Genomic DNA, 22,774 nt, shown 5'->3' on the forward strand with positions numbered 1-22,774 from the left:
TATGGCCTTTTCGACCCAGGACAGCGACGAAGTCCTCAGTGAAATCAACGTCACGCCGCTGGTGGACGTCATGCTGGTGCTGCTGGTGGTGTTCATCGTCACCGCGCCGCTGCTGACCAACGCCATCCCCATCAACCTGCCCAAGACCGAGGCCGTGGCCCCGGTGGAGCAGAAGGACCCGTTGGTGGTGAGCATCGATGGCGGCGGCAAGCTGTTCATCAACAAGGACGAGATTCAACCAGACCTGCTGGAGAGCAATCTCAAGGCGGCCAAGGCCAAGGATGCAGAGGTGCGTGTGCAGCTGCAGGCCGACGATGGTGTGAATTATGGCGAGGTGGCGCGGGCCATGGCGGCGATTGAACGTGCGGGGATCAGCAAGTTGGCGGTGATTACGGCGCGCTGATGTTCAGGGTTTTCTTCAGGCAAATGCTTATGGGCCTTATCTCTTGGCAGGGGTAGGCCCTTTTTTTATACCTGTAGTGACCCGTGGGAGCGGCTTCAGCCGCGAACACCGGCGAAGCCGGTGCCATCCACCGCGGCGTTTGCTTCGCGGCTAAAGCCGCTCCCACTGGGTAAGCGGCTATTGAATTTTTGGTTATTAACAAATAGCTTCTTATTCCTTTACGAATATAACCCTCTCCCTATACTTGTCTCCAAGCACGCAAACTTACCGGAGGCGTCCCCATGCGCAATGAGTCGATTCGTTACCTGATTGTGCCGGGCTGGCAAGGATCGCCAGACAACCATTGGCAGAGTCACTGGCAGCGCACCCTGCCCAACAGCGCCCGGGTCGAGCAGCACGACTGGCTCACCCCACAGCGTCAGGACTGGGTCCAGGCGCTGGAGCAGGCCATTGCCGCTGATGATTCGCCGGTGATTGTGATCGCCCACAGCCTGGGCTGCGTCACGGTCGCCCATTGGGCCGAGCAGGCCTGCCCGTCTTTGCTGCGCCGTGTGCGCGGTGCGTTGCTGGTGGCGCCAGCGGACGTCGAGCGGCCAACCTGCTCGCCCGCCTTGCGCAACTTCGCGCCAATCCCGCTGCAGGCGTTGCCATTCCCCAGCCAGGTGGTCAGCTCCGACAACGACCCGGCAGTGAGCGTGCCGCGCGCGCTGTACCTCGCTCAGGCCTGGGGCGCCGAAGCGGGTTTGCTGAGCAATGCCGGGCATATCAACGTCAAGTCCGGGCATGAACGCTGGGAGCAGGGCTTCGCCTACTTGTATCGCCTGCAAAGCCGGGTCGAGCAGCGCGCGCTGCGCCGCGCCTGATCGGCCCTACTGTTTACCGTTAGCCTGACGCCCGGCCGCTGGAGGCCTGGGGCGGGAGTTCGTCATGACCTTTCAAAACCCATTCGGCCAGCCGCTGCTGACCTTCCCTGAACTGGACAAGAGCCCCCTGAGCATCCGCGCCAAGGCGCTGGTGTTCATCGACCCGCGCTCGCAGCAGTTGCGCCAGGCCCTGGAACGGCTGGCCCCGCAACCGCTTCCGGTGCTGATCCGCGGCGAGACCGGCACCGGCAAGGAGCTGCTGGCCCGGCAAATCCACCGCGCCAGCGACCGTGGCGGGCTGTTCGTCTCGGTCAACTGCCCGGCCATCAGCCACACCTACGCCGACGCCGAGCTGTTCGGCTACAGCGCCGGGACCCACGGCGGTACCGCCAGCAGCCGCGCCGGCTGGTTCGGCTCGGCCAACGGCGGCACCCTGTACCTGGACGAAATCGCCGACCTGCCACTGGAGATACAGGGCAAGCTGCTGGCCGCGCTGGAAAACCGCGAAGTCACTCGTGTCGGCGCGCAGCAGCCGCAGCCGGTGGATGTACGCCTGGTGGCTGCCACCAGCATCGACCTGGCGCGAGTGGTCAAGGCCGGCAGGTTCAACGAGCGCTTGTACCAGTACCTGCGGGAGGGCGCACTGGAGCTGCCGCCGTTGCGCGAGCGGCGCGGCGATATTCTGCCCCTGGCCGAATACTTCGTCGGCATCTACACCGCCCGCCTGCAGCGCCCGGTGCCGCTGATCAGCGAAGCGGCCCAGCAGGTGCTGGAAGCCCACGCCTGGCCCGGCAATACCCGGGAGCTTGAGAACATCATCCACTTTGCGCTGCTGGTCAACGACAGTGAAGAGATCCTGCCGGAAGACCTCGACTTGCCGAACCTCGCGCGCTAGACATCGCTCATAAGCAAAGCCGGTGGTGGCATTTTGTTTTTGGAATAAGTAGCTAATTAAAAGGTATTGTTGCGGAATAAAAAATCTCGGTATCTTCCGCTTCACGCCCACTGATGAAACGGTTGGGCACCGACTTCGCCATCGCCGATGGCCAGAAACAGAACAAGGACCACCATGAAGAAGACCCTGCTGACTACTGCCCTGGCCGCCGCCCTGTCGTTCTCCGGCCTGGCTGCCGCCGCCGAGAAACTGGTGGTTGCCGCGACCCCGGTGCCCCACGCCGAAATCCTCGAGCTGATCAAGCCAACCCTGGCCAAAGAGGGCGTGGACCTGCAGATCAAGGTCTTCACCGACTACGTGCAGCCGAACGTGCAGGTCGACCAGAAACGCCTGGACGCCAACTACTTCCAGACCCTGCCGTACCTGAAGAGCTTCAACGAAGGCAAAGGCACCCACCTGGAAACCGTGATCGGCGTTCACGTCGAACCGTTCGGTGGTTACTCGAAGAAGATCAAGAACCTGTCCGAGCTCAAGGACGGCGCCACCGTTGCCATTCCTAACGAAGGCAGCAACAGCGGCCGCGCCCTGATCCTGCTGCAGAAGGCTGGCCTGATCACCCTGAAAGACCCGAAAAACGCCCTGGCCACGCCGAAAGACATCGCCGAGAACCCGAAGAAACTGAAGTTCCGCGAGCTGGAATCGGCCATGCTGGCGCGTGTGATCGACCAGGTCGACCTGGACATGATCAACACCAACTACGCACTGGAAGCGGGCCTGAACCCGGCCAAGGACGCGCTGGTAATCGAGGGCAGCGACTCGCCGTACGTGAACTTCCTGGTGGCTCGTCCGGACAACAAGGACAGCGAGGCTATCCAGAAGCTGGCCAAGGCCCTGACCAGCCCTGAAGTGAAGGAATTCATCGCCAAGAAATACAGCGGTGCGGTGCTGCCGGCGTTCTGATTCTTCACGCTATGAAAAACGCCGACGCATTTGCGTCGGCGTTTTTGTTTGTGGCTGATAGTGGTTGATGCATGCGAATCCCAGTGGGAGCGGCTTCAGACGCGAACACCGGCGAAGCCGGTGCCATCCACCGCGTCGCTTGCTTCGCGGCTAAAGCCGCTCCCACTTGGCTAATGTGCTGGTACCAGCCTGAGCGTGCTCTGCGCCGGAATCACCCCCATCTGCGCCCGCTGATAGCGCCCCTCGATGTACCCCTCGGCCTGATCCGAATAGTGCTTGTCGAACGGCACCCCACTCTGCCCGACCGGGTTGCTGGTCAGCGCCTGCCCGACATCGGCAAAGTCGATCAGCCGCCGTGTCGAAGGCCCATACGTCACCGGCCATGGCGCCGGCCCGATTTTCGCCGACAGGTTGTTGGGCACCTCATGCGTCCCCGGTGCGGCAAACGGTCCGACATTGAAAATCAGGTTCAGCGGCTTCTTTGCCCCCAGCGGATGGTTGTGTGTCAGGGTATGGGCCTTGCCCCATAGCCAGCTGGCCGGGTCTTTTCCAAAGGTCTCGCCCAGGTGCCTGAGGGTCTGCTGCCAGGCGATGCGCACAACGGCGGTACGGTCGGTGCGTTCATTGGCGCCACGGGTGCTCCACCATGGCGATTCGGCGTCGGCGGCCAGGCGTGGCAGCGCGGCGTCGATGGCGCGGGTGCTGATCAGTACCGGGAACCAGATGTCGCCCAGTTCGTCATGCAATGCGGCATACGCCAGCTGGTAGAGAAACTGGTTGAACAGCGTGGCGCTGGTCGAGTCCAGCGGGTAGTCACCGCGCCAGGCCGCCAGTTGTTCGACCAGTTCCTTTTCCTCATCGCCCTGGGCGATGCTGCGCAAGGTCGCCAATAACGGCGCCAGGGTGCGTGGGCCGTAATCGTTGGCAGTGTCCAGTTGCAGCGCTTGGCTGTTGTCGATGTCCCACTTCACGTCCGGGTTGGCCAGGTGGCGGTCCAGCTGACGGCCCCGGTCCGGCAGGTTGTAGTAGCCCGGGACCGGCACCACGGCGGGCGGTTGGTAGTTGGCCGAAACGATGTAGCCGCTGGCCGGGTTTTCCTGTTGCGGGTTGACGCTGAAAGGGTAGAAGCCAAGCTTGTCGGCTTGTGCGCTTGAGCCATCGAGGATGAACGTCGGGTTGACCCCGTCCGGGCGGATCGGCAGTTGCGCCGCAGCCCACCAGCCAATATCGCCTTTGGCATTGGCCCAGACGAAATTGAGCCCCGGTGCCTGAACCTTGGCCGCCGCCTCGCGCATCTTCGCCAGGGTGTCGGCGCGGTTGAGCTGGTAGAAACCTTCGAGGATCGGGTTTTCGGTTTCCAGAAACGCCCACCACATGGCGATCGGCGCTGCGCCAGCGGTTGCGCCTAGCACTTGGTTGACGATCGGCCCGTGGGGTGAGCGACGCAGTTCGGCGGTGACCGGCTGCTCGCCTTTGACGGCGATCTGCTGCTGAGTCTTTTCCAGTGTCCGCCATTGGCCATCGACCATGACCTGATCGCTGTTGGCCGGGTTGGTCTTTTCCATGATCAGATCGACATCGTCGTTCTGGAACATGGTCAGGCTCCAGCCGAAGTCGAGGTTGTGGCCGAGCAGCGCGAACGGGTTGAGTGCCTGGAAATAGCCATACAGGTTGAACCCCGGCGCCGACAGCTCGGCTTCGTACCACACCGCCGGCACCGCGAAGCTGATGTGCGGATCACCGGCCAGCAACGGCTTGCCGTTGCGGGTGCGGCTGCCGGCCACGGCCCAGGCGTTGCTGCCTTCGAACTGTGGGATGCCGGCATCGCCAAGTGCTTCGTGGCTGAGGCGGGCGAGGGCTTCCAGGCTTTGCCAGTCGGCTGTGGCCAGCGGTGTGCCCAATGCGCCGTCTGGCTGCCAGTCGAGGTCGAAGATCTTCAGGTACTGCGGGCCGAGCTGGTCGCGGATATAGGTGAGCGCTGGCTCGGTACGAAATGCAGCGGCAAAACTGTAGGCCAGGTAGCCGGCGATGCTCAGGGTGTCCTCAGCGGTGAACGGCCTGGAGGCGATGCCGAGCAGGTCGAACTCCATGGGTTTGGGGTGGCCGGCCTGCCAGTTGTTCACGCCATCGAGGTAGGTTTGCAGAGCCTGCCAGGCGGGTGATTGGCGGTCCAGGCGCTGCACCATCAACGCTGCCTGGTCGCGGATGCGCAGGTTGCGGAACAGGGTGTCGGTGGGCAGCAATTTTTCGCCCAGCACCTCGGCCAGTTCGCCACGCGCCAGGCGGCGCATGATCTCCATCTGGAACAAGCGGTCCTGGGCATGTACATACCCCAGGGCGCGGTACAGGTCCGCTTCGTTCTGCGCCTGCAGGTGCGGCACGCCGCGGGCGTCATAACGCACGCTGACCGGGGCCTGCAGGCCGGCCATCGCCACCTCGCCGTCGCGCTGCGGCAGTTTGCCGTGCACGTACCAGTAACCAGCGCCGGCGGCCACGGCTACCACCAGGGCCAACAGGGTCAGGCTGCGCTTCATCGTGACTCCTTGTGCAATCGAGCGGAAACTGTGGTCCGATCATCGACGGATTCGCGCACAGAGCATAGCCCCCGATAGGAGTTTCCATGTCCCTCAGCGAAAAACAGAAAATGCTTACAGGCCAGCCCTATCACGCCAGTTGCCCCGAGCTGCAGGCCGAGCAGATCGCCAACAAGCACTGGATGCACCGTTACAACACCAGCGTCGAGCTGCTCAACGACGCGCGTAACGGCCTGCTCGCCGAACACTTCGGCCATGTTGGCGAAGGCACGGTGATCCGCCCGCCGTTCTTCTGCGACTACGGCTACAACATCAGCGTCGGCCGCAACACCTTCATGAACTTCAACTGCGTGATCCTCGACGTGGTGCCGGTGCGCATCGGCGACGACTGCCAGATCGGGCCGGCGGTGCAGATCTATACCGCCGACCACCCGCTCGACCCCGAGCAGCGGCGCAGCGGGCTGGAAAGCGGGCGGCCGGTGACCATTGGCAACAATGTGTGGATTGGCGGTGCGGCGATCATCCTGCCGGGGGTGACCATTGGCGACAACGCGGTAGTCGGCGCTGGCAGCGTGGTCACCCGCGATGTGCCGGCGGGCGCGGTGGTGGTGGGTAACCCGGCGCGGGTGCGTCAGCCGGCCCAGGGGCAGTAGCAGCCGACCGCCAGGGTGTTCGACGCGGTGACCTGGCGGCCATCGAGCAGCGCCTTGAGGATCGGTTCGACGAAGCTGTTGCTGGCGTTACACACCGCGCCTTCGCTGTAGGGGCCGAAGTAGGCCAGATTCCCCTGGCGATCCCAGATTGCCACGGCGGGGGAGGCGGGCAGTTGTTCGCTGCCAGGTAAGTGGGCGATGGGCTGAAGGCCGGCGAGGTTGGCCGGCAACTGACCGTGGCTGCCGGGCTTTTGCACGACGTGGAAGGTCACGTCGTTGCCTGCGAAGTGGCTCACCAACTCGCCCAGGTGCTGCTGGTTGCCAACGTTGCAGGGGCAGGCCGGGTCCCAGAAGTGCACCACGCGGATCGGGCCGGGGCCCGCGAGTTCGGCGGGCAGATGCAGCTGGCTGCCGTCGAACAGCGTGGCCTGGTTGTCGAACGGGCGCAGATAGCGTGATTGGAAGCTGTCGTAGGCCCACCAGAGCACGGCGGCGCCGATCAGCAGTGCAAGGGTGGTCAGGATGGATTTCATGCGGTTGCTCGTTTGACGGTGCCCAAGCTTGCCACGATGGTGGCGAGAGCTGAATATCACAGGTCAATTCTCGCTTCGCTGTGGATGTACCCGATGCCTGCTGCTTTTCACCCCGACCGCCTGCGCCCCAGCCTTGCGCCGTTCAGTGCTCGCCAGCCGCTGTCTGCGCTGGCGCAGGACTATCAGCGCTTCTATGGCCTGAACCTGCCGGTACAGAGCTGGCTCGGTGGGTTCCAGGCAGCGGGGTTCGATCTGGTCGGGCAAGCCTGGCTGCCGGCGCAGCCGGTGGCGACGCTGTTTCTGCTGCATGGATACTACGACCACATGGGCCTGTACCGGCATGTGATCGAGTGGGCCTTGAAGCAGGGTTATGCGGTCATCAGTTGCGACCTGCCGGGGCACGGGCTTTCCAGCGGCGAGCGGGCCAGTATCACTGACTTCGCGTTGTACCAGCAGGTGCTGGATGCCTTGTTCGAGCAGGCACGCCACCTCGAACTGCCGCGGCCATGGCACCTTTGCGGACAAAGCACGGGCGGGGCGATTGCGGTGGATCACTTGCTGCATCAAGGCGTGCAGAGCCCGATCGATGGCCAGGTGATCCTGCTGGCGCCGCTGGTGCGGCCACGGGCCTGGCGGTGGTCGAAGTTCAGTTACCGGGTGCTGCGCCACTTCGTCAATGGCATCGAGCGGCGCTTTAGCGAGAACAGCAACGACCCAACTTTCCTGCCGTTCCTGGAAGCCGACCCGCTGCAACCACGGCGCCTGCCGACCGCCTGGGTCGGTGCGCTGATGGCGTGGGTCAAACGCATTGAAGCCGCCCCGTGCAGCACGCGACAGCCGTTGATCGTGCAAGGTGAGGCGGACGGCACCGTAGACTGGCCCTACAACCTCAAGGTGCTCAAGGCCAAGTTCAGCGAGCCGCAGATCCTCATGCTGCCCGAGGCCCGTCACCATCTGGCCAACGAACTGCCGAGCATCCGCCAGCGCTACTTCGACTTCATCGACCAGCGGTTGAACTGACTACTTGAGGTTGGCCCCGCTCTGGCCGACCGCCAGCCCCGCACGCACGGCGGCGACGGCGGCCTGGTAGTAAGCCTTGCCTTCCGGCGATTCGGCGAAGGTGGCGAATTCTTCGAGTTCGGCGTCGGACAGGTCGCGGTAGACGTACAGCAACGTATTGTTGAGGTCTTCGCCTATCTGATTCATCAGCCGCTGGCGCTGACCGTCGAGCAGACCCTGGGCCTGGCCACCGCCGAACAGGCCGGGGATCATCGAACTGAGGCTGTCGGCGGCCACGCCGGCAATCGCCAGGCTGACTTCGGCACCGGCTTCGCGGGCCGGCAGCGCCTGGGCCAGGTGGCCGATGATCAGCAGGCGGTTGTCGCTGGCCTGGATTTTCGGCAGGCCCTTGGCGTTCTTGGCCAGTTGGTCCTTGCGCGTGGCCAGCAGTTCGGCGGCGACGATCTTGCGCCCCAGCGGTGACTGGAAGAAGGCCAGCGCTGGCGCCGGGTTGGGCAACGCGCTGCGCAGTTGCGCCTGGGCACGGCGGTCCATGCCCTCGGCCTGGAAGCGCTGATTGCTGTTGTTGACCAGCGCCTGGTAAACCGTAGGCGGCAGGCTGTTGCGGTAGCGCTGCTGGGCGGCGCTCACGGCATCGTTGAAATGGGCGCGCTGGTCGGGCCAGCCGGCGGCCTTGTACAGCTGATCGAGGCTGTCTGCCCAGACAGGCATGGTGCAGATCATCAGCAGAAGCAGGGAAAACAGACGGCGCATTCAGGACTCCTGTCGGCAGTGGGCTATTGTCCTTGGCTCGGCGCCGGTTTGTCGAGACGGGCGCGTGATTCTCGGCCAAGTGGCGCTGTGCGAGTGCAGGGCTTATGGATATGATGCGCGCCATGCACATCTCCCTTGAACACCCGATGCTAGCGGCCGTCGTCGACGATCTGGCAACCCATGGTTGGTCGCAGCAGGCCTTGTTCGTGCCTGGCGAACTGGTGCGCGCGCTGGCGACCGAATGTCGGCGCCGTGATGCCGAAGGCCAGCTCAACCCTGCCAGGGTCGGGCGCGGCGTGGCGCAGGAGGTGCGCGAGGCAATCCGTGGTGACCAGATCGAGTGGATCGACCCCGGCCAGGCCGAGGCCTGCGACCGCTACCTGGACGTCATGGACCAGCTGCGCCTGGCCATCAACCAGGGGCTGTTCCTTGGCCTCGAAGACTTCGAATGCCATTTCGCCCTGTATCCACCGGGGGCGTTCTATCGCCGGCATCTGGACCGCTTCCGCGACGACGACCGGCGCATGGTTTCCGCTGTGCTTTACCTCAATGAAGACTGGCAGCCGCAGGATGGCGGCCAGTTGCGCATGTTCCTCGCGGATGATGTGGTGCACGACGTTCAGCCCGTGGCCGGCACCCTGGTGATCTTCCTTTCGGGCGAGGTGCCCCATGAGGTGCTGCCCGCCGGACGTGAGCGGCTGTCGTTGACGGGTTGGTTCCGGCGCCGTGGTAATGACCTGTTCTGAAACGCCAACTTATTGATTTGGCATTTCCCTGTAGGAGCGGCTTCAGCCGCGAACACCGGCGAAGCCGGTGCCATCCCCCGTGTAGATTGCTTCGCGGCTAAAGCCGCTCCCACAGGGTTGAATCAACTATTGCCCGGCAGCCGTCTGCGGCACACCCTTGAACCACTTCTGCTCAAGCTCAGCCGTGCGGCCGCTGTCCTTGAGCCGCTGCAGCGCGTTGTTCACCGCGCTCTCGAACGCTGGGTTGTCTTTCTGGAAGGGAATCACCAGTTTCTTCTCACCAATTGGCAGGCTCACATCGAACGGGCCATCATTTGCTGGCAATTCGGTTGGCGGCGTCAGAGCGACGTCGTACTTGCCGCTTTCCACACCCGGCAGCACCTCTGCAGCCGTCGCTTCGACGAACTCCGCCCGCAAGTCCAGCTCGTGCGCCAGATCCTGGCCGAGTTCGATTTCAAAACCCGTCATGCGTTCATTTTCCTTGAACGAGTACGGCGCGTTATCGGCCTGCACGGCAATGCGCAGTTCGCCCCGGTCGGCTATTTCGTCTATCAGCTCGGCTTGAGCCAATGGCGTGATGAGTACTGCCAGCAGTACGCCTATGGTCGAACGCATGTAATGCCCCTTTCTTTGGCAAATGAGTAACTGTCGCCACGACTTTCTTCCTCGTCGTGGTCGAGCGCAGCCTATGACCTTGAAGCCTTGGCGAGGTTTAACCCTAACTGAAATATTTCTCTTTGTGGGCTATGGTGAACTACCGCCGCCGTAGGATTTTTCTGGCGGTGGCTTTTAAGTGAATCACAGGAGAAGTGAATGAACAGCCTATTTTCGCGTGCTGCCGTTGCCGGTCTGCTGATGGGGGCCTCGGTGTTGGCCAGCGCTGCGGATGCGCTGAAGAGCCAGGAGCCGCCCAAGGATGCCAAGGTCTTCATCGTTTCCCCCGCCGATGGTGCCACGGTCGACAAGACCTTCACCGTCAAGTTTGGTATCGAGGGCATGGCTCTCAAGCCTGCGGGTGACCAGACCCCGCACACCGGCCATCACCACCTGCTGGTGGATGTCGACAAGGAACCGGTGGCCGACATGCCACTCCCCACCAGCCTGATGCCAGAAGCCGGCACCGCACTGCCGGCCGGCCCGCAGGTGCTGCACTTCGGTAAGGCCCAGACCGAGGCCACCATCACCCTGACGCCGGGCAAGCACACCCTGCAACTGGTGCTGGGTGACCAGTATCACGTGCCGTTCAAGCCAAGCGTCGAGTCAAAGAAGGTCACTGTTGAAGTGAAATAAGCAGACAAAAAAAGGGAGGCCACCAGGGCCTCCCTTTTTCATCCAGCGATCAAGCTCAGAACAGTACGCGCGAGCGGATGGTGCCCTTCACGTGCTGCAGCTTCTCTTGCGCCAGGTCCGAGTACTCGGCATCGACGTCGATAACCACGTAACCGACTTTCTCGTTGGTCTGCAGGAACTGACCGGAGATGTTGATCCCGTTCTCGGCGAAGACTTTGTTGATCTCGCTGAGCACGCCCGGGATGTTTTCGTGGATGTGCAGCAGGCGGTGTTTGCCTGGGTGCGCTGGCAGGGCCACTTCCGGGAAGTTGACCGAGGACACCGAGGTACCGTTGTCGCTGTACTTGACCAGCTTCTCGGCGACTTCCAGGCCGATGTTGGCCTGGGCTTCGGCGGTCGAACCACCGATGTGCGGGGTCAGGATCACGTTGTCCAGGCCGCGCAGCGGGCTTTCGAACTCTTCGTCGTTGGAGCGCGGCTCCACCGGGAACACGTCGATGGCGGCGCCGATAAGGTGCTTGTCCTTGATCGCGGCGGCCAGGTGGTCCAGCTCGACCACGGTGCCACGGGCGGCGTTGATCAGGATCGCGCCCTTCTTCATCGCACGGATTTCTTTCTCGCCGATCATCCACTGGGTGGACGGCAGCTCAGGCACGTGCAGCGAGACGATGTCGGCCAGGCCCAGCAGCTCGTTGAGGCTGGTGACCTGCACGGCGTTGCCCAGCGGCAGCTTGGTCAGCGGGTCGTAGAAGTAGACCTGCATGCCCAGGTTCTCGGCCAGTACCGACAGCTGGGTGCCGATCGAGCCGTAGCCGACGATGCCCAGCTTCTTGCCACGGATCTCGAACGAGTTGGCCGCGCTCTTGATCCAGCCGCCACGGTGGCAGGAGGCGTTTTTCTCAGGGATGCCGCGCAGCAGCAGGATGGCTTCGGCCAGCACCAGCTCGGCCACCGAACGGGTGTTCGAGTACGGTGCGTTGAACACGGCGATACCGCGTTCACGGGCAGCTTCCAGGTCGACCTGGTTGGTGCCGATGCAGAAGCAGCCCACGGCGACCAGTTTCTTGGCGCAGTCGAAGATCTCTTCGGTCAGCTGGGTACGCGAACGGATGCCGATGAAGTGGGCATCAGCGATCTTTTCCTTAAGCTCGGCTTCCGGCAGCGAACCAGTGAGGTATTCGATGTTGGTGTAGCCGGCAGCCTTGAGGGTATCGACCGCGTTCTGGTGCACACCTTCAAGAAGAAGGAACCGGATCTTGCTCTTGTCGAGAGAAGTCTTGCTCATCTGCGTAAACCTGTATCCCGGAGAAAAAATGGCGAGGAGTGATGCTAGGCGCAGCGCGGGCCTTAGCATGAACAGCGGGAGGGCTATGCTAGCATACGCGACACAATCTGAGCTTATCCCGACAGGTGAAGCGTGCTCAGGGTGACTATGAATAAGTCGAGAGTTCCAGCGATGACCTTACCCGCTGCAATTGATGAACTGATGACCCTTGTCGACCCTGGCAAGGTCCTGACTGACGCGGCTTCCCTGGAAGCTTTTGGCAAGGACTGGACCAAGCATTACCCGCCCGCACCCAGCGCCATTGTGCTGCCCAAGAGCGTAGAACAGGTTCAGGCAATCGTCGCCTGGGCCAATCGCCATCAGGTCGCGCTGGTGCCTTCCGGCGGCCGAACCGGGCTTTCCGGCGGTGCCGTGGCAGCCAACGGCGAGGTAGTGGTCGCCTTCGACTACATGAACCAGATTCTCGACTTCAACGCCTTCGACCGCACGGTGGTCTGCCAGCCGGGGGTGGTCACCCGCCAGTTGCAGGCCTTTGCCGAAGAGCAGGGCCTTTATTACCCGGTGGATTTCGCTTCCAGCGGCTCCAGCCAGATTGGCGGCAACATCGGCACCAATGCCGGCGGCATCAAGGTGATTCGCTACGGCATGACCCGCAACTGGGTAGCAGGCCTGAAAGTGGTCACCGGCAAGGGTGAGCTGCTTGAGCTGAACAAGGACCTGATCAAGAACGCCACCGGCTACGACCTGCGCCAATTGTTCATCGGTGCAGAAGGCACCCTGGGCTTCGTGGTTGAGGCGACCATGCGCCTGGACCGCGCCCCGCGCAACCTCACCGCGATGGTCCTGGGTACCCCGGACTTCGACTCGATCATGCCGGTGCTGCATGCCTTCCAGGGCAAGCTCGACCTGACCGCGTTCGAGTTCTTCTCCGACAAGGGCCTGGCCAAGATCATGGCCCGCGGCGATGTGCCCGCGCCGTTCGCCACCGACTGCCCGTTCTATGCCTTGCTGGAATTCGAGGCCAGCACCGAAGAGGTGGCCAACGAAGCGCTGGCCACCTTCGAGCACTGTGTCGAGCAGGGCTGGGTGCTGGACGGGGTGATGAGCCAGAGCGAAACCCAGCTGAAAAACCTGTGGAAGCTGCGCGAGTACCTGTCGGAAACCATCTCGCACTGGACGCCGTACAAGAACGACATCTCGGTCACGGTCTCCAAGGTCCCGGCCTTTTTGCGCGACATCGATGCGATCGTCAACCAGCACTACCCCGACTACGAGGTGGTCTGGTATGGGCATATCGGCGACGGCAACCTGCACCTGAACATCCTCAAGCCCGAGCACATGAGCAAGGATGATTTCTTCGCGTCGTGTACCAAGGTCAACAAATGGGTGTTCGAAATCGTACAGCGCTATAACGGCTCAATCTCCGCCGAGCATGGCGTAGGCATGACCAAGCGCGACTACCTGGGCTACAGCCGCTCGCCGGATGAAATTGCCTGCATGAAGGCAATAAAGGCCGTCTTCGACCCTAACGGCATCATGAATCCGGGTAAGATCTTCGCTCCTGAATAAAAAGCAGTAAGCAAAGGAGTCGGCCATGAGTTACCAGCACCAGTACGTAGACGGCACGCGCATACACTTCCCGCTGGGCAAGGTGGTGTGCATCGGCCGCAACTATGCCGAGCATGCCAAGGAACTGGACAACCCCATTCCGACCGAGCCGCTGCTGTTCATCAAACCGGGCAGCTGCGTGGTGCCGCTGGAAGGTGGGTTCAAGATTCCGACAGACCGTGGTTCGGTGCATTACGAGGCGGAAATCGCCGTGCTGCTGGGCAAGTCCCTGTCCGCGCATGCTTCGGAAGAAGAAGTGCTGGACGCCATTTCCGGTTACGCCCCGGCGCTGGACCTGACCCTGCGCGACCTGCAGTCCAAGCTCAAGGAGAAGGGCTTGCCCTGGGAGTTGTGCAAGAGCTTTGACGGGGCCTGTGTGCTGCCGCCGTTCGTGTCCGCCGCCTCCTTCGAAGACGTGACCGACATTCCGGTGCGTCTGACCATCAACGGCGAAGTGCGCCAGGACGGCAACAGCGCGATGATGCTCAACCCGATCGTGCCGATCATTCAGTACATGGCCAAATGTTTTTCGCTGCAGGCGGGGGATGTGATCCTGACCGGTACGCCGGCCGGCGTTGGGCCGTTCAATGTAGGGGATGAACTGGTGCTGGAGCTGCCGGGTGTGAGCCGCTTCGAGAGCCGGGTGCTGTGACCTGACATTCAAGTGAGCCCATCGCGGATGAATCCGCTCCTACAGCGCCGTCCCTGTAGGAGCGGATTCATCCGCGATGCGGACGACGCGGTTTACCGTTTTTTTCACAACCCATCCGGATAATGCGCAAACCCTAGCCTATTTCCCCAGGAATACCCCGCATGTCCAGTGCCTCCGCCTCCCCCAAAATCAAGCGCCGCTTTTACCGGCGCTGGCCCTTCGCCCTGGCCGTGGCTGCGGTGATCGGCTACGGCGTGGCGGTGGCAATGCACTGGGACGACCGTGGCCTGCTGTGGGTGAAGGAGGGGTTCGAATCCAGCGCCGAGCGCAGCGAAAGTGTCTGGCTGCCGGACTATCAGGTCGATATCGACGCTAAGCCCTTGCCGGGCATGGATGACGACGAAGCCTCGGACATAGCGTTCAACCCACATACCCGCACGCTGTTCGTGGTCATGGGCAAGAACCCCTTCCTGGTCGAGCTGAGCCTTGATGGTGACGTGCTGCGGCAAATCCCCCTGGAAGGCTGGAACAACCCCGAAGGAGTCGTCGTGCTGGAAGATGGCCAGCTGGCCATCACCGATGAGCGCCTCCACGACCTGACCGTGGTCAAAGTGGATGCCCAGACCCAATCGCTGAACCATGCGGATTTCCCGAGCCACGACCTGGGCCCCTCGGTAAAGAGCAACAAAGGCTTCGAAGCCATCGCCTGGGACCCGATGCGCCAGCGCCTGGTGATCGGCGAGGAACGGCCGCCGAAGCTGTACACCTGGAGCACCGATGGCCGCAGCCCGCTCAAGGGTGACAAGCAACTGCTGGCCAGCGACGAACTCGACCTACGCAATCTGTCGGCCCTGGGTGTCGACCCGCGCACTGGCCACTTGCTGGTGCTGTCGGCCGATTCGAACATGCTGCTGGAGCTCGACGAGCAAGGCCAGCAGGTCAGCTTCATGACTTTGCTGGGCGGATTCAACGGCCTGAAGGACACCATTCCGCGTGCTGAAGGGGTGGCCATGGACGACAAAGGCAATCTGTACATGGTCAGCGAGCCAGCGTTGTTCTATCGCTTCAAGAAAAACTGACAGCAACATCGGACTCTTCTGATGCTGGCATTAAGCTTTACTTCAGTTGAGCGTGGTTAGATTCGCCGTCCTCAAACCGAGTCTGCCTCTATGCGTCGCACTGTTCGTCTGCCCCTGGTTCTGGCTGTTCTTGGCCTGCTCGCCGTGCTCGTCCTGGGTGCGGCCGAGCGGCATTTCCGCCTGGCCGAGCGTGGCTGGTTCAACCTCAAGACCTGGTGGCAGCCGGCCGAGCTGAGCATGGGCCTGGAGCGCTACCAGGTTGAGATCGAGGCGCAGCCCATCGAAGGGCTGGACGACGATGTTTCCGCGCTGACCTACGACCCCGACCGTAAAACGCTATTCACGGTGACCAACCAGCGTTCCGAGTTGATCGAATTGTCCCTCGACGGGCGCATCCTGCGCCGTGTGCCATTGACCGGCTTCGGTGATCCGGAGGCGGTGGAGTATGTGGGCCACAACAGTTATGTGATCACCGATGAGCGCACTCAGCGGCTGATTCGCGTGCGCCTTGAGGACGACACGATGTTCCTTGATGCCAACGATGCCGAGCAACTGAGCCTCGGGATCGGCCTGAACGGCAACAAGGGCTTCGAGGGCCTGGCCTATGATTCGGCGGGCAAGCGCCTGTTCGTAGCCAAGGAACGCGACCCGATGGTGATCTACGAGATTCACGGGTTCCCCCACGACAACCCGGAGCAGCCCTATGCCGTGCACGTGGTGCAGGACCGCAAGCGCGATGCTCGGCTGTTCGTAAGGGACTTGTCGAGCCTGCAGTTCGATGAGCGCAGCGGGCATCTGTTGGCACTGTCGGATGAATCGCGGTTGGTGCTGGAGCTGGACGTGAAGGGCAAGCCGCTGAGTACGATGGCGTTGCGCAAGGGGTATCAGGGGTTGAAGCAGACGGTGCCGCAGGCGGAAGGGATTGCGATGGACGAGGCGGGGACGATCTATCTGGTCAGTGAGCCGAACCTGTTTTATGTGTTCAAGCAGCCGACGGAATAATCGCCGGCTGCCCGCGAAAGGCGTTACTCGGCCTTGAGGCTCTTCACACCTTCCGAAGTGCCCAGCAGCAGCAAGTCAGCCGGCCGCGCCGCGAACAGGCCATTGGTGACCACGCCGACGATCGCATTGATCTGCGCTTCCAGCTCTACCGGGTTGGTGATCTGCAGGTTGTGGACGTCGAGGATCACGTTGCCGTTATCGGTCACCACGCCCTCGCGATAGACCGGGTCGCCGCCCAGTTTCACCAGTTGGCGCGCCACATGGCTGCGCGCCATCGGGATGACCTCGACCGGCAGCGGGAAGGCGCCGAGCACCGGCACCAGCTTGCTGCCATCGGCGATGCAGATGAAGGTCTTGGCCACTGCCGCGACGATCTTTTCGCGGGTCAGCGCCGCGCCGCCGCCCTTGATCAGGTTCAGGTGCGCGTCGCTCTCGTCGGCGCCGTCGACATAGAACTCCAGCTCGCTGACGCTGTTCAGCTCGTAGACCGGGATGCCGTGGCCTTTCAAACGCTGGGCAGTGGCCTCGGAGCTGGCGACCGCGCCATCGAAGGCGGTCTTGTGCTGGGCCAGGGCGTCGATGAAGAAGTTGGCGGTCGAACCGGTGCCGACGCCGACGACGCTCTTTTCATCCAGCTTGGGCAGAATGAAGTCGACAGCGGCCTGGGCGACGGCCTGTTTGAGTTGGTCCTGGGTCATGCGGGCTCCGAAAAGGGGCAGGGCGGTTTGCAAAGTGGCCTAGTATAACGGCTCGCTTGAAGGCTCGGGCGGCTTTGCTGTGGTCGCCCGACGTAGCGCTGGGGTAGACTCGCAGGCCTTGTCCCGCGGCCAGTGATGCTTTCCCGATGCTCGAACAGTACGTCAAGAAGATCCTCACCTCGCGCGTCTACGACGTCGCTGTCGAAACCCCGCTGCAGGCCGCCGGGCAGCTGAGCAAGCGCCTGGGCAACCAGATTCTGCTCAAGCGCGAAGACCTGCAGCCGGTGTTTTCCTTCAAGATTCGCGGGGCGTACAACAAACTGGCGCAACTGAGCCCTGAAGAACTGACCCGCGGCGTGGTCACCGCCTCCGCTGGCAACCACGCACAGGGCCTGGCCCTGGCCGCGCGTGAAATGGGCATCAAGGCCACCATCGTGATGCCCAAGACCACCCCGGAGATCAAGGTCGAAGGCGTGCGTTCGCGCGGCGGCAAAGTGGTCTTGCATGGCGATTCGTTCCCCGAGGCGCTGGCCTACTCGCTGAAGCTGGTCGACGAGAAAGGCTTCGTCTATGTCCACCCTTACGACGATCCCCACACCATCGCTGGCCAAGGCACGGTGGCCATGGAAATCCTGCGTCAGCACCCGGGTCAGCTGGACGCGATCTTCGTGCCGGTGGGCGGTGGTGGCCTGATCGCCGGCATCGCGGCCTACGTGAAGTACCTGCGCCCGGAAATCAAGGTGATCGGCGTCGAACCGGATGATTCCAACTGCCTGCAGGCAGCGATGGCCGCCGGCGAGCGCGTGGTATTGCCGCAGGTTGGGCTGTTTGCCGATGGCGTGGCGGTGGCGCAGATCGGCCAGCACACCTTCGACATCTGCCGCTTGCACGTGGATGAGGTGGTGACCGTCAGCACTGACGAGATCTGCGCGGCGATCAAGGATATCTACGACGATACCCGCTCGATCACCGAGCCTGCCGGCGCTCTGGGTGTGGCCGGTATCAAGAAGTATGTCGAACTTTATGGCGTCACCGGTCAGACCCTGGTCGCCATCGACTCGGGCGCCAACGTCAACTTTGACCGCCTGCGCCACGTCGCCGAGCGTGCCGAGCTGGGCGAGAAGCGCGAAGCGATCATCGCCGTGACCATTCCCGAGCGCCCGGGCAGCTTCAAGGCCTTCTGCGAGGCCATCGGCAAGCGCCAGATCACCGAATTCAACTACCGCAAGCACACCTCGGACGAGGCCCATATCTTCGTCGGTGTGCAGACGCATCCAGAGAACGACCCGCGGGCCGCGTTGGTGCAGAACCTCAGCGAACAGGGCTTCCCGGTCACCGACCTGACCGACAACGAACTGGCCAAGCTGCATATCCGTCATATGGTCGGCGGCCATTCGGCCGGTGCCAGCGACGAGATGGTGCTGCGCTTCGAATTCCCCGAGCGGCCGGGCGCACTGTTCAACTTCCTCAACAAGCTGGGCGGGCGCTGGAACATATCGATGTTCCACTACCGCAACCATGGCGCGGCCGACGGGCGCGTAGTGGCCGGGTTGCAAGTGCCTGAGGAGGAGCGGCACCTGGTACCAGCGGCGCTGGCCAAGATCGGCTATCCGTACTGGGATGAAACCGACAACCCGGCCTACAAGCTGTTCCTGGGTTGAGCGGCTAAGCTTGGCTAACCACCCAAGGACGTGAAGACATGGAACACCTGACCACCCTCAAGGCCGTGCACATCATCGCCACTGCGCTATTGCTTCTGGGCGCACTGGGCCTGGCGATCTGGACCGTCCGCGCCCGTCGCCAGGGCGATGCCGACGCCTACGGCAAGCTGCTGCGCCGGCCACTGGTGTTCGTCTGGCTGTTGATGGGCGTGTGCCTGGTGAGCATGCCGTTCACCGGCTGGTGGCTGGTGCACCTGGTGGGTTGGCCGCTGGGGCAGACCTGGGTGTTGGCCTCCAGCGTCATTTATACCTTCGGCGCGTTTGCCGTGTGGTGGTTGCTGGTGCGGCTGAACCGCTTGCGCAAGGCTGAAGTGGTGGGGTTGCGGTTCACCCTGGCCCTGGCCGTGTTCAGCGGGGTTTGCTTCCTGTCCATCGCCGGCTTGATGGGCGCCAAGCCGGTTTGACTAAGACTGGGGCGCGAGCCGCCCCAATCTCTCAATCTCTCAAAGAAACCACCGGCCAGCCGCGCCGCTCGGCCTCGGCCTGCAGGTTAGGGTCCGGATCCACCGCCACCGCATGCGTCACCCGCTCCAGCAGCGGCAAATCATTCATCGAATCGCTGTAGAAATAGCTGTCCTCCAGATCGAAGCCGTTCTCCAGCATCCAGCGCTCCAGCCTCGTCACCTTGCCTTCACGGAAACACGGTATATCGGTACTGCGCCCGGTGTAGCGGCCATCGTGCATTTCGCACTCGGTCGCCAGCAGCACGCGCACGCCCAGGCGGCGGGCAATGGGCGCGGTGACGAAGCGGTTGGTGGCGGTAATGATCACCAGCTGGTCGCCAGCATCGCGGTGCTGCTGCAGCAAGGCCAGAGCCTTGGGCAGGATGATCGGCTCGATGCAGTCGCGCATGAACTCGCGGTGCCATTGGTCGAGCTGGGCGGGTTCGGTGGCCGCGAGGATTTCCATGGAGAAGGCCAGGTAGGCCTGCAGGTCCAGGGTGCCGTTCAGGTAATCCTGGTAGAAAGCGTCGTTGCGTTGTTTGTAGGCGATCGGGTCAAGAATGCCCCGCTCGCACAAATAATCACCCCAGGCGTGGTCGCTGTCGCCACCGAGGAGGGTATTGTCCAGGTCGAATAAAGCCAGGCGCATCGTGGTCACTCGCATTAGCTACTGGGTAGGCCCGCAGAATACGGAGTTTTCGCCTCGCTGCACATAAGCTTGGCGGGCGCGTTGCTGCGCTCGCAGGCTTTGTGGAACAATGCGGTGACATGCGTTTGCGAGGTTGCTGCCGTGATCGACCCGGATGGTTTTCGCCCAAATGTCGGGATCATTCTCACGAATGATGCCGGGCAGGTGCTATGGGCTCGGCGGATCAACCAGGATGCCTGGCAATTCCCGCAGGGGGGGATCAACCCTGACGAGACGCCGGAAGATGCCCTGTACCGCGAGCTGAACGAAGAAGTTGGCCTTGAACGCGATGATGTGGAAATTCTTGCCTGCACCCGCGGCTGGTTGCGTTATCGTTTACCCCAGCGACTGGTCCGTACCCACAGCCAACCGCTGTGCATCGGCCAGAAGCAAAAGTGGTTTTTGCTGCGCCTGGTGAGCAATGAGCAACGGGTGCGGATGGACCTGACCGGCAAGCCCGAATTCGACGGCTGGCGCTGGGTCAGCTATTGGTACCCGTTGGGCCAGGTGGTGACCTTCAAGCGTGAAGTGTACCGCCGCGCCCTGAAAGAGCTTGCACCGCGTCTATTGACGCGCGACTGACGACGGAGTTCGACCCCGAGCCATGCTCAATACGCTGCGCAAGATCGTCCAGGAAGTGAACTCCGCCAAAGATCTCAAGACGGCGTTGGGCATCATCGTCTTGCGCGTGAAGGAAGCCATGGGCAGCCAGGTCTGCTCGGTCTACCTGCTCGACCCGGAAACCAATCGCTTCGTGCTGATGGCCAGCGAGGGCCTGAACAAGCGCTCCATCGGCAAGGTCAGCATGGCCCCCAACGAGGGCCTGGTCGGCCTGGTCGGTACCCGGGAAGAGCCGCTGAACCTGGAAAACGCCGCCGATCACCCGCGTTACCGCTACTTCGCCGAAACCGGCGAAGAGAAATTCGCCTCTTTCCTCGGTGCGCCGATCATCCACCACCGCCGCGTGGTCGGTGTACTGGTCATCCAGCAGAAAGAGCGCCGCCAGTTCGACGAGGGTGAAGAAGCCTTCCTGGTCACCATGAGCGCCCAGCTCGCCGGGGTTATCGCCCATGCCGAGGCTACCGGCTCCATCCGTGGCCTGGGGCGTCAGGGCAAGGGCATCCAGGAAGCGCGCTTCGTCGGTGTGCCGGGTTCGCCAGGTGCGGCTGTCGGGCGCGCCGTGGTCATGCTGCCTCCAGCTGATCTGGAGGTGGTGCCGGACAAGACCGTCGAAGACATCGACGCCGAACTGAAACTGTTCAACAACGCCCTCGAAGGCGTGCGCGCCGACATGCGCAAGCTGTCGGCCAAGCTGGCCACCCAGCTGCGCCCGGAAGAGCGCGCGCTGTTCGACGTGTACCTGATGATGCTCGAAGATGCCGCCCTTGGCGGCGAGGTGACCGAGGTCATCAAGACCGGCCAGTGGGCCCAGGGCGCCCTGCGCCAAGTGGTCGGCGAGCACGTCAACCGTTTCGAACTGATGGACGACGACTACTTGCGCGAGCGTGCTTCGGACGTCAAGGACCTTGGCCGCCGCCTGCTGGCCTACCTGCAGGAAGCCCGTTCGCAGTCGCTGGTGTATGCCGACAACACCATTCTGGTCAGCGAAGAGCTGACTCCGGCGATGCTTGGCGAAGTGCCGGAGGGCAAGCTGGTCGGCCTGGTCTCGGTGCTGGGTTCGGGCAACTCCCACGTCGCCATCCTGGCCAGGGCCATGGGCATCCCGACGGTCATGGGCCTGGTGGATCTTCCGTATTCCAAGGTCGATGGCATTGAACTGATCGTCGACGGCTACAAGGGTGAGGTGTTCACCAACCCCAGCGACGTACTGCGCAAGCAATACAGTGAGGTGGTCGAAGAAGAGCGCCAACTGGCCCAGGGCCTCGACGCGCTGCGCGAGCTGCCTTGCGTGACCCCGGACGGCCACCGTATGCCGTTGTGGGTCAACACCGGCCTGCTTGCCGACGTGGCCCGTGCCCAGCAACGTGGCGCCGAGGGTGTAGGCCTGTACCGCACCGAAGTACCGTTCATGATCCAGCAGCGCTTTCCCAGCGAAAAGGAACAGCTGGCGATCTATCGCGAGCAATTGGCGTCGTTCCACCCGCTGCCGGTGACCATGCGTACCCTCGACATTGGCGGCGACAAAGCCCTGTCCTACTTTCCGATCAAGGAAGAAAACCCGTTCCTGGGCTGGCGCGGTATACGCGTGACCCTCGACCACCCGGAAATCTTCCTGGTCCAGACCCGCGCCATGCTCAAGGCCAGCGAAGGCCTGAACAACCTGCGCATCCTGTTGCCGATGATTTCGGGTATCCACGAACTGGAAGAGGCCCTGCACCTGATCCACCGTGCCTGGGGCGAAGTGCGTGACGAAGGCACCGATGTGCCGATGCCACCGGTGGGGGTGATGGTCGAAATCCCGGCGGCGGTGTACCAGACCAAGGAACTGGCGCGGCAGGTGGACTTCCTGTCGGTTGGTTCCAACGACCTGACCCAGTACCTGTTGGCCGTGGACCGCAACAACCCACGGGTCGCCGACCTTTACGACTATTTGCACCCGGCGGTGCTGCAGGCCTTGAACACCGTGGTGCGCGACGCCCATGGCGAAGGCAAGCCGGTGAGCATCTGCGGCGAGATGGCCGGTGACCCGGCGGCGGCCATCCTGTTGATGGCGATGGGCTTCGACAGCTTGTCGATGAACGCCACCAACCTGCCGAAGGTGAAGTGGATGCTGCGCCAGGTCAACATGAGCAAGGCCAAGGAGCTGCTGGCCGACGCCCTGAGCCATGACAACCCGCAGGTTATCCACAGCTCGTTGCAGCTGGCGCTGAAGAACCTTGGCCTGGCGCGGATGATCGGGCCTGGGGCCAACAAGACCCTCTGATAGCCCTTTCGCGGGGCAAGCCCTATGCGATCCCCGTGGGAGCGAGCTTGCCCCGCGAAAGGGC

The 22,774-nt window shown here is 62.8% G+C and carries 23 protein-coding genes; 16 read left to right on the forward strand and 7 right to left on the reverse strand.

Annotation, left to right across the window (positions count from 1 at the left end; genetic code table 11):
* Position 1 precedes the first annotated feature (1 nt).
* From ACIQUF_RS17645 to ACIQUF_RS17660, 4 genes are all read left to right on the forward strand, one after another.
* Entirely contained in the window at positions 2–403 is a 402-nt protein-coding gene (locus ACIQUF_RS17645; protein WP_403133692.1) for an ExbD/TolR family protein, read from the forward strand.
* Between the two features lie 281 nt (positions 404–684).
* Positions 685–1,266: an alpha/beta hydrolase gene (locus ACIQUF_RS17650; protein ID WP_403133694.1), complete on the forward strand. Its 582-nt coding sequence runs from the start codon at positions 685–687 to the stop codon at positions 1,264–1,266.
* 64 nt (positions 1,267–1,330) lie between these two features.
* Positions 1,331–2,161 (forward strand): sigma 54-interacting transcriptional regulator, encoded by an 831-nt coding sequence (locus tag ACIQUF_RS17655; protein ID WP_403133696.1) that lies wholly within the window; start codon positions 1,331–1,333, stop codon positions 2,159–2,161.
* 174 nt (positions 2,162–2,335) lie between these two features.
* On the forward strand, positions 2,336–3,121 hold the full coding sequence (locus tag ACIQUF_RS17660; RefSeq protein ID WP_403133698.1) for a MetQ/NlpA family ABC transporter substrate-binding protein: 786 nt from the start codon (positions 2,336–2,338) through the stop codon (positions 3,119–3,121).
* Positions 3,122–3,291: 170 nt separating this feature from the next.
* Here ACIQUF_RS17660 and ACIQUF_RS17665 read toward each other — a convergent pair whose 3' ends face one another.
* Complete coding sequence (locus tag ACIQUF_RS17665) at positions 3,292–5,655, reverse strand: penicillin acylase family protein (protein WP_403133701.1); 2,364 nt, start codon at positions 5,653–5,655, stop codon at positions 3,292–3,294.
* Positions 5,656–5,741: 86 nt separating this feature from the next.
* On the opposite strand from ACIQUF_RS17665, the gene ACIQUF_RS17670 reads away from it, so the two are divergent.
* Positions 5,742–6,308 (forward strand): sugar O-acetyltransferase, encoded by a 567-nt coding sequence (locus ACIQUF_RS17670; protein WP_403133704.1) that lies wholly within the window; start codon positions 5,742–5,744, stop codon positions 6,306–6,308.
* On the opposite strand, the gene ACIQUF_RS17675 is transcribed toward ACIQUF_RS17670, so the two are convergent.
* Positions 6,287–6,841 carry a DUF6436 domain-containing protein gene (locus ACIQUF_RS17675; RefSeq protein ID WP_403133706.1) on the reverse strand — a complete coding sequence of 185 codons (555 nt, stop codon included), beginning with the start codon at positions 6,839–6,841 and terminating at the stop codon, positions 6,287–6,289. The genes ACIQUF_RS17670 and ACIQUF_RS17675 overlap by 22 nt on opposite strands.
* A 93-nt stretch (positions 6,842–6,934) precedes the next feature.
* Here ACIQUF_RS17675 and ACIQUF_RS17680 point away from each other — a divergent pair, with 93 nt between their 5' ends.
* The gene (locus tag ACIQUF_RS17680; RefSeq protein WP_403133709.1) at positions 6,935–7,861 is read left to right on the forward strand and encodes an alpha/beta hydrolase; all 927 of its coding nucleotides are present in this window, start codon (positions 6,935–6,937) and stop codon (positions 7,859–7,861) included.
* Here the strand turns inward: ACIQUF_RS17680 and ACIQUF_RS17685 are convergent, their stop codons facing one another.
* Positions 7,862–8,614 (reverse strand): DUF2059 domain-containing protein, encoded by a 753-nt coding sequence (locus ACIQUF_RS17685; RefSeq protein WP_400796141.1) that lies wholly within the window; start codon positions 8,612–8,614, stop codon positions 7,862–7,864. It abuts the gene before it with no gap.
* 110 nt (positions 8,615–8,724) lie between these two features.
* Here ACIQUF_RS17685 and ACIQUF_RS17690 point away from each other — a divergent pair, with 110 nt between their 5' ends.
* Positions 8,725–9,360, forward strand: coding sequence for a 2OG-Fe(II) oxygenase (locus ACIQUF_RS17690; RefSeq protein WP_403134443.1), 636 nt, complete (start codon positions 8,725–8,727; stop codon positions 9,358–9,360).
* 126 nt (positions 9,361–9,486) lie between these two features.
* Here ACIQUF_RS17690 and ACIQUF_RS17695 read toward each other — a convergent pair whose 3' ends face one another.
* The gene (locus ACIQUF_RS17695; RefSeq protein WP_403133712.1) at positions 9,487–9,975 is read right to left on the reverse strand and encodes a transporter substrate-binding domain-containing protein; all 489 of its coding nucleotides are present in this window, start codon (positions 9,973–9,975) and stop codon (positions 9,487–9,489) included.
* A 198-nt stretch (positions 9,976–10,173) separates the two neighbouring features.
* Here ACIQUF_RS17695 and ACIQUF_RS17700 point away from each other — a divergent pair, with 198 nt between their 5' ends.
* On the forward strand, positions 10,174–10,650 hold the full coding sequence (locus tag ACIQUF_RS17700) for a DUF4399 domain-containing protein (protein WP_403133714.1): 477 nt from the start codon (positions 10,174–10,176) through the stop codon (positions 10,648–10,650).
* A 55-nt stretch (positions 10,651–10,705) separates the two neighbouring features.
* Here the strand turns inward: ACIQUF_RS17700 and serA are convergent, their stop codons facing one another.
* The gene (gene serA, locus ACIQUF_RS17705) at positions 10,706–11,935 is read right to left on the reverse strand and encodes a phosphoglycerate dehydrogenase (RefSeq protein WP_400796149.1); all 1,230 of its coding nucleotides are present in this window, start codon (positions 11,933–11,935) and stop codon (positions 10,706–10,708) included.
* A gap of 171 nt (positions 11,936–12,106) precedes the next feature.
* On the opposite strand from serA, the gene ACIQUF_RS17710 reads away from it, so the two are divergent.
* From ACIQUF_RS17710 to ACIQUF_RS17725, 4 genes are all read left to right on the forward strand, one after another.
* Complete coding sequence (locus ACIQUF_RS17710; protein WP_403133716.1) at positions 12,107–13,504, forward strand: FAD-binding oxidoreductase; 1,398 nt, start codon at positions 12,107–12,109, stop codon at positions 13,502–13,504.
* Between the two features lie 25 nt (positions 13,505–13,529).
* Positions 13,530–14,195, forward strand: coding sequence for a fumarylacetoacetate hydrolase family protein (locus ACIQUF_RS17715; RefSeq protein WP_403133718.1), 666 nt, complete (start codon positions 13,530–13,532; stop codon positions 14,193–14,195).
* A 152-nt stretch (positions 14,196–14,347) separates the two neighbouring features.
* Positions 14,348–15,274 carry an SdiA-regulated domain-containing protein gene (locus tag ACIQUF_RS17720; protein WP_403134445.1) on the forward strand — a complete coding sequence of 309 codons (927 nt, stop codon included), beginning with the start codon at positions 14,348–14,350 and terminating at the stop codon, positions 15,272–15,274.
* A gap of 90 nt (positions 15,275–15,364) precedes the next feature.
* Positions 15,365–16,276, forward strand: a complete 912-nt coding sequence (locus ACIQUF_RS17725) for an SdiA-regulated domain-containing protein (protein WP_403133720.1) — start codon at positions 15,365–15,367, stop codon at positions 16,274–16,276.
* A gap of 23 nt (positions 16,277–16,299) precedes the next feature.
* Here ACIQUF_RS17725 and rpiA read toward each other — a convergent pair whose 3' ends face one another.
* The gene (gene rpiA, locus ACIQUF_RS17730) at positions 16,300–16,974 is read right to left on the reverse strand and encodes a ribose-5-phosphate isomerase RpiA (protein ID WP_012274697.1); all 675 of its coding nucleotides are present in this window, start codon (positions 16,972–16,974) and stop codon (positions 16,300–16,302) included.
* Between the two features lie 146 nt (positions 16,975–17,120).
* Between rpiA and ilvA the strand changes: the two genes are divergently transcribed.
* Together ilvA and ACIQUF_RS17740 are read left to right on the forward strand one after the other, a co-directional pair.
* Positions 17,121–18,635, forward strand: coding sequence for a threonine ammonia-lyase, biosynthetic (gene ilvA, locus ACIQUF_RS17735; protein WP_403133722.1), 1,515 nt, complete (start codon positions 17,121–17,123; stop codon positions 18,633–18,635).
* A gap of 38 nt (positions 18,636–18,673) precedes the next feature.
* On the forward strand, positions 18,674–19,099 hold the full coding sequence (locus ACIQUF_RS17740) for a DUF2269 domain-containing protein (protein ID WP_403133725.1): 426 nt from the start codon (positions 18,674–18,676) through the stop codon (positions 19,097–19,099).
* A gap of 31 nt (positions 19,100–19,130) precedes the next feature.
* Here the strand turns inward: ACIQUF_RS17740 and ACIQUF_RS17745 are convergent, their stop codons facing one another.
* A complete protein-coding gene (locus ACIQUF_RS17745; RefSeq protein WP_403133728.1) occupies positions 19,131–19,787 on the reverse strand; it encodes an HAD family hydrolase in 657 nt (218 codons plus the stop codon).
* A gap of 141 nt (positions 19,788–19,928) precedes the next feature.
* On the opposite strand from ACIQUF_RS17745, the gene ACIQUF_RS17750 reads away from it, so the two are divergent.
* Together ACIQUF_RS17750 and ptsP are read left to right on the forward strand one after the other, a co-directional pair.
* Positions 19,929–20,408 (forward strand): RNA pyrophosphohydrolase, encoded by a 480-nt coding sequence (locus tag ACIQUF_RS17750; protein WP_003249017.1) that lies wholly within the window; start codon positions 19,929–19,931, stop codon positions 20,406–20,408.
* A gap of 22 nt (positions 20,409–20,430) precedes the next feature.
* Positions 20,431–22,710: a phosphoenolpyruvate--protein phosphotransferase gene (ptsP, locus tag ACIQUF_RS17755; protein ID WP_400796169.1), complete on the forward strand. Its 2,280-nt coding sequence runs from the start codon at positions 20,431–20,433 to the stop codon at positions 22,708–22,710.
* The last annotated feature ends 64 nt before the right edge of the window (positions 22,711–22,774 follow it).

It is taken from the genome of Pseudomonas sp. NPDC090233 (assembly GCF_044772285.1).
Lineage (GTDB): Bacteria > Pseudomonadota > Gammaproteobacteria > Pseudomonadales > Pseudomonadaceae > Aquipseudomonas.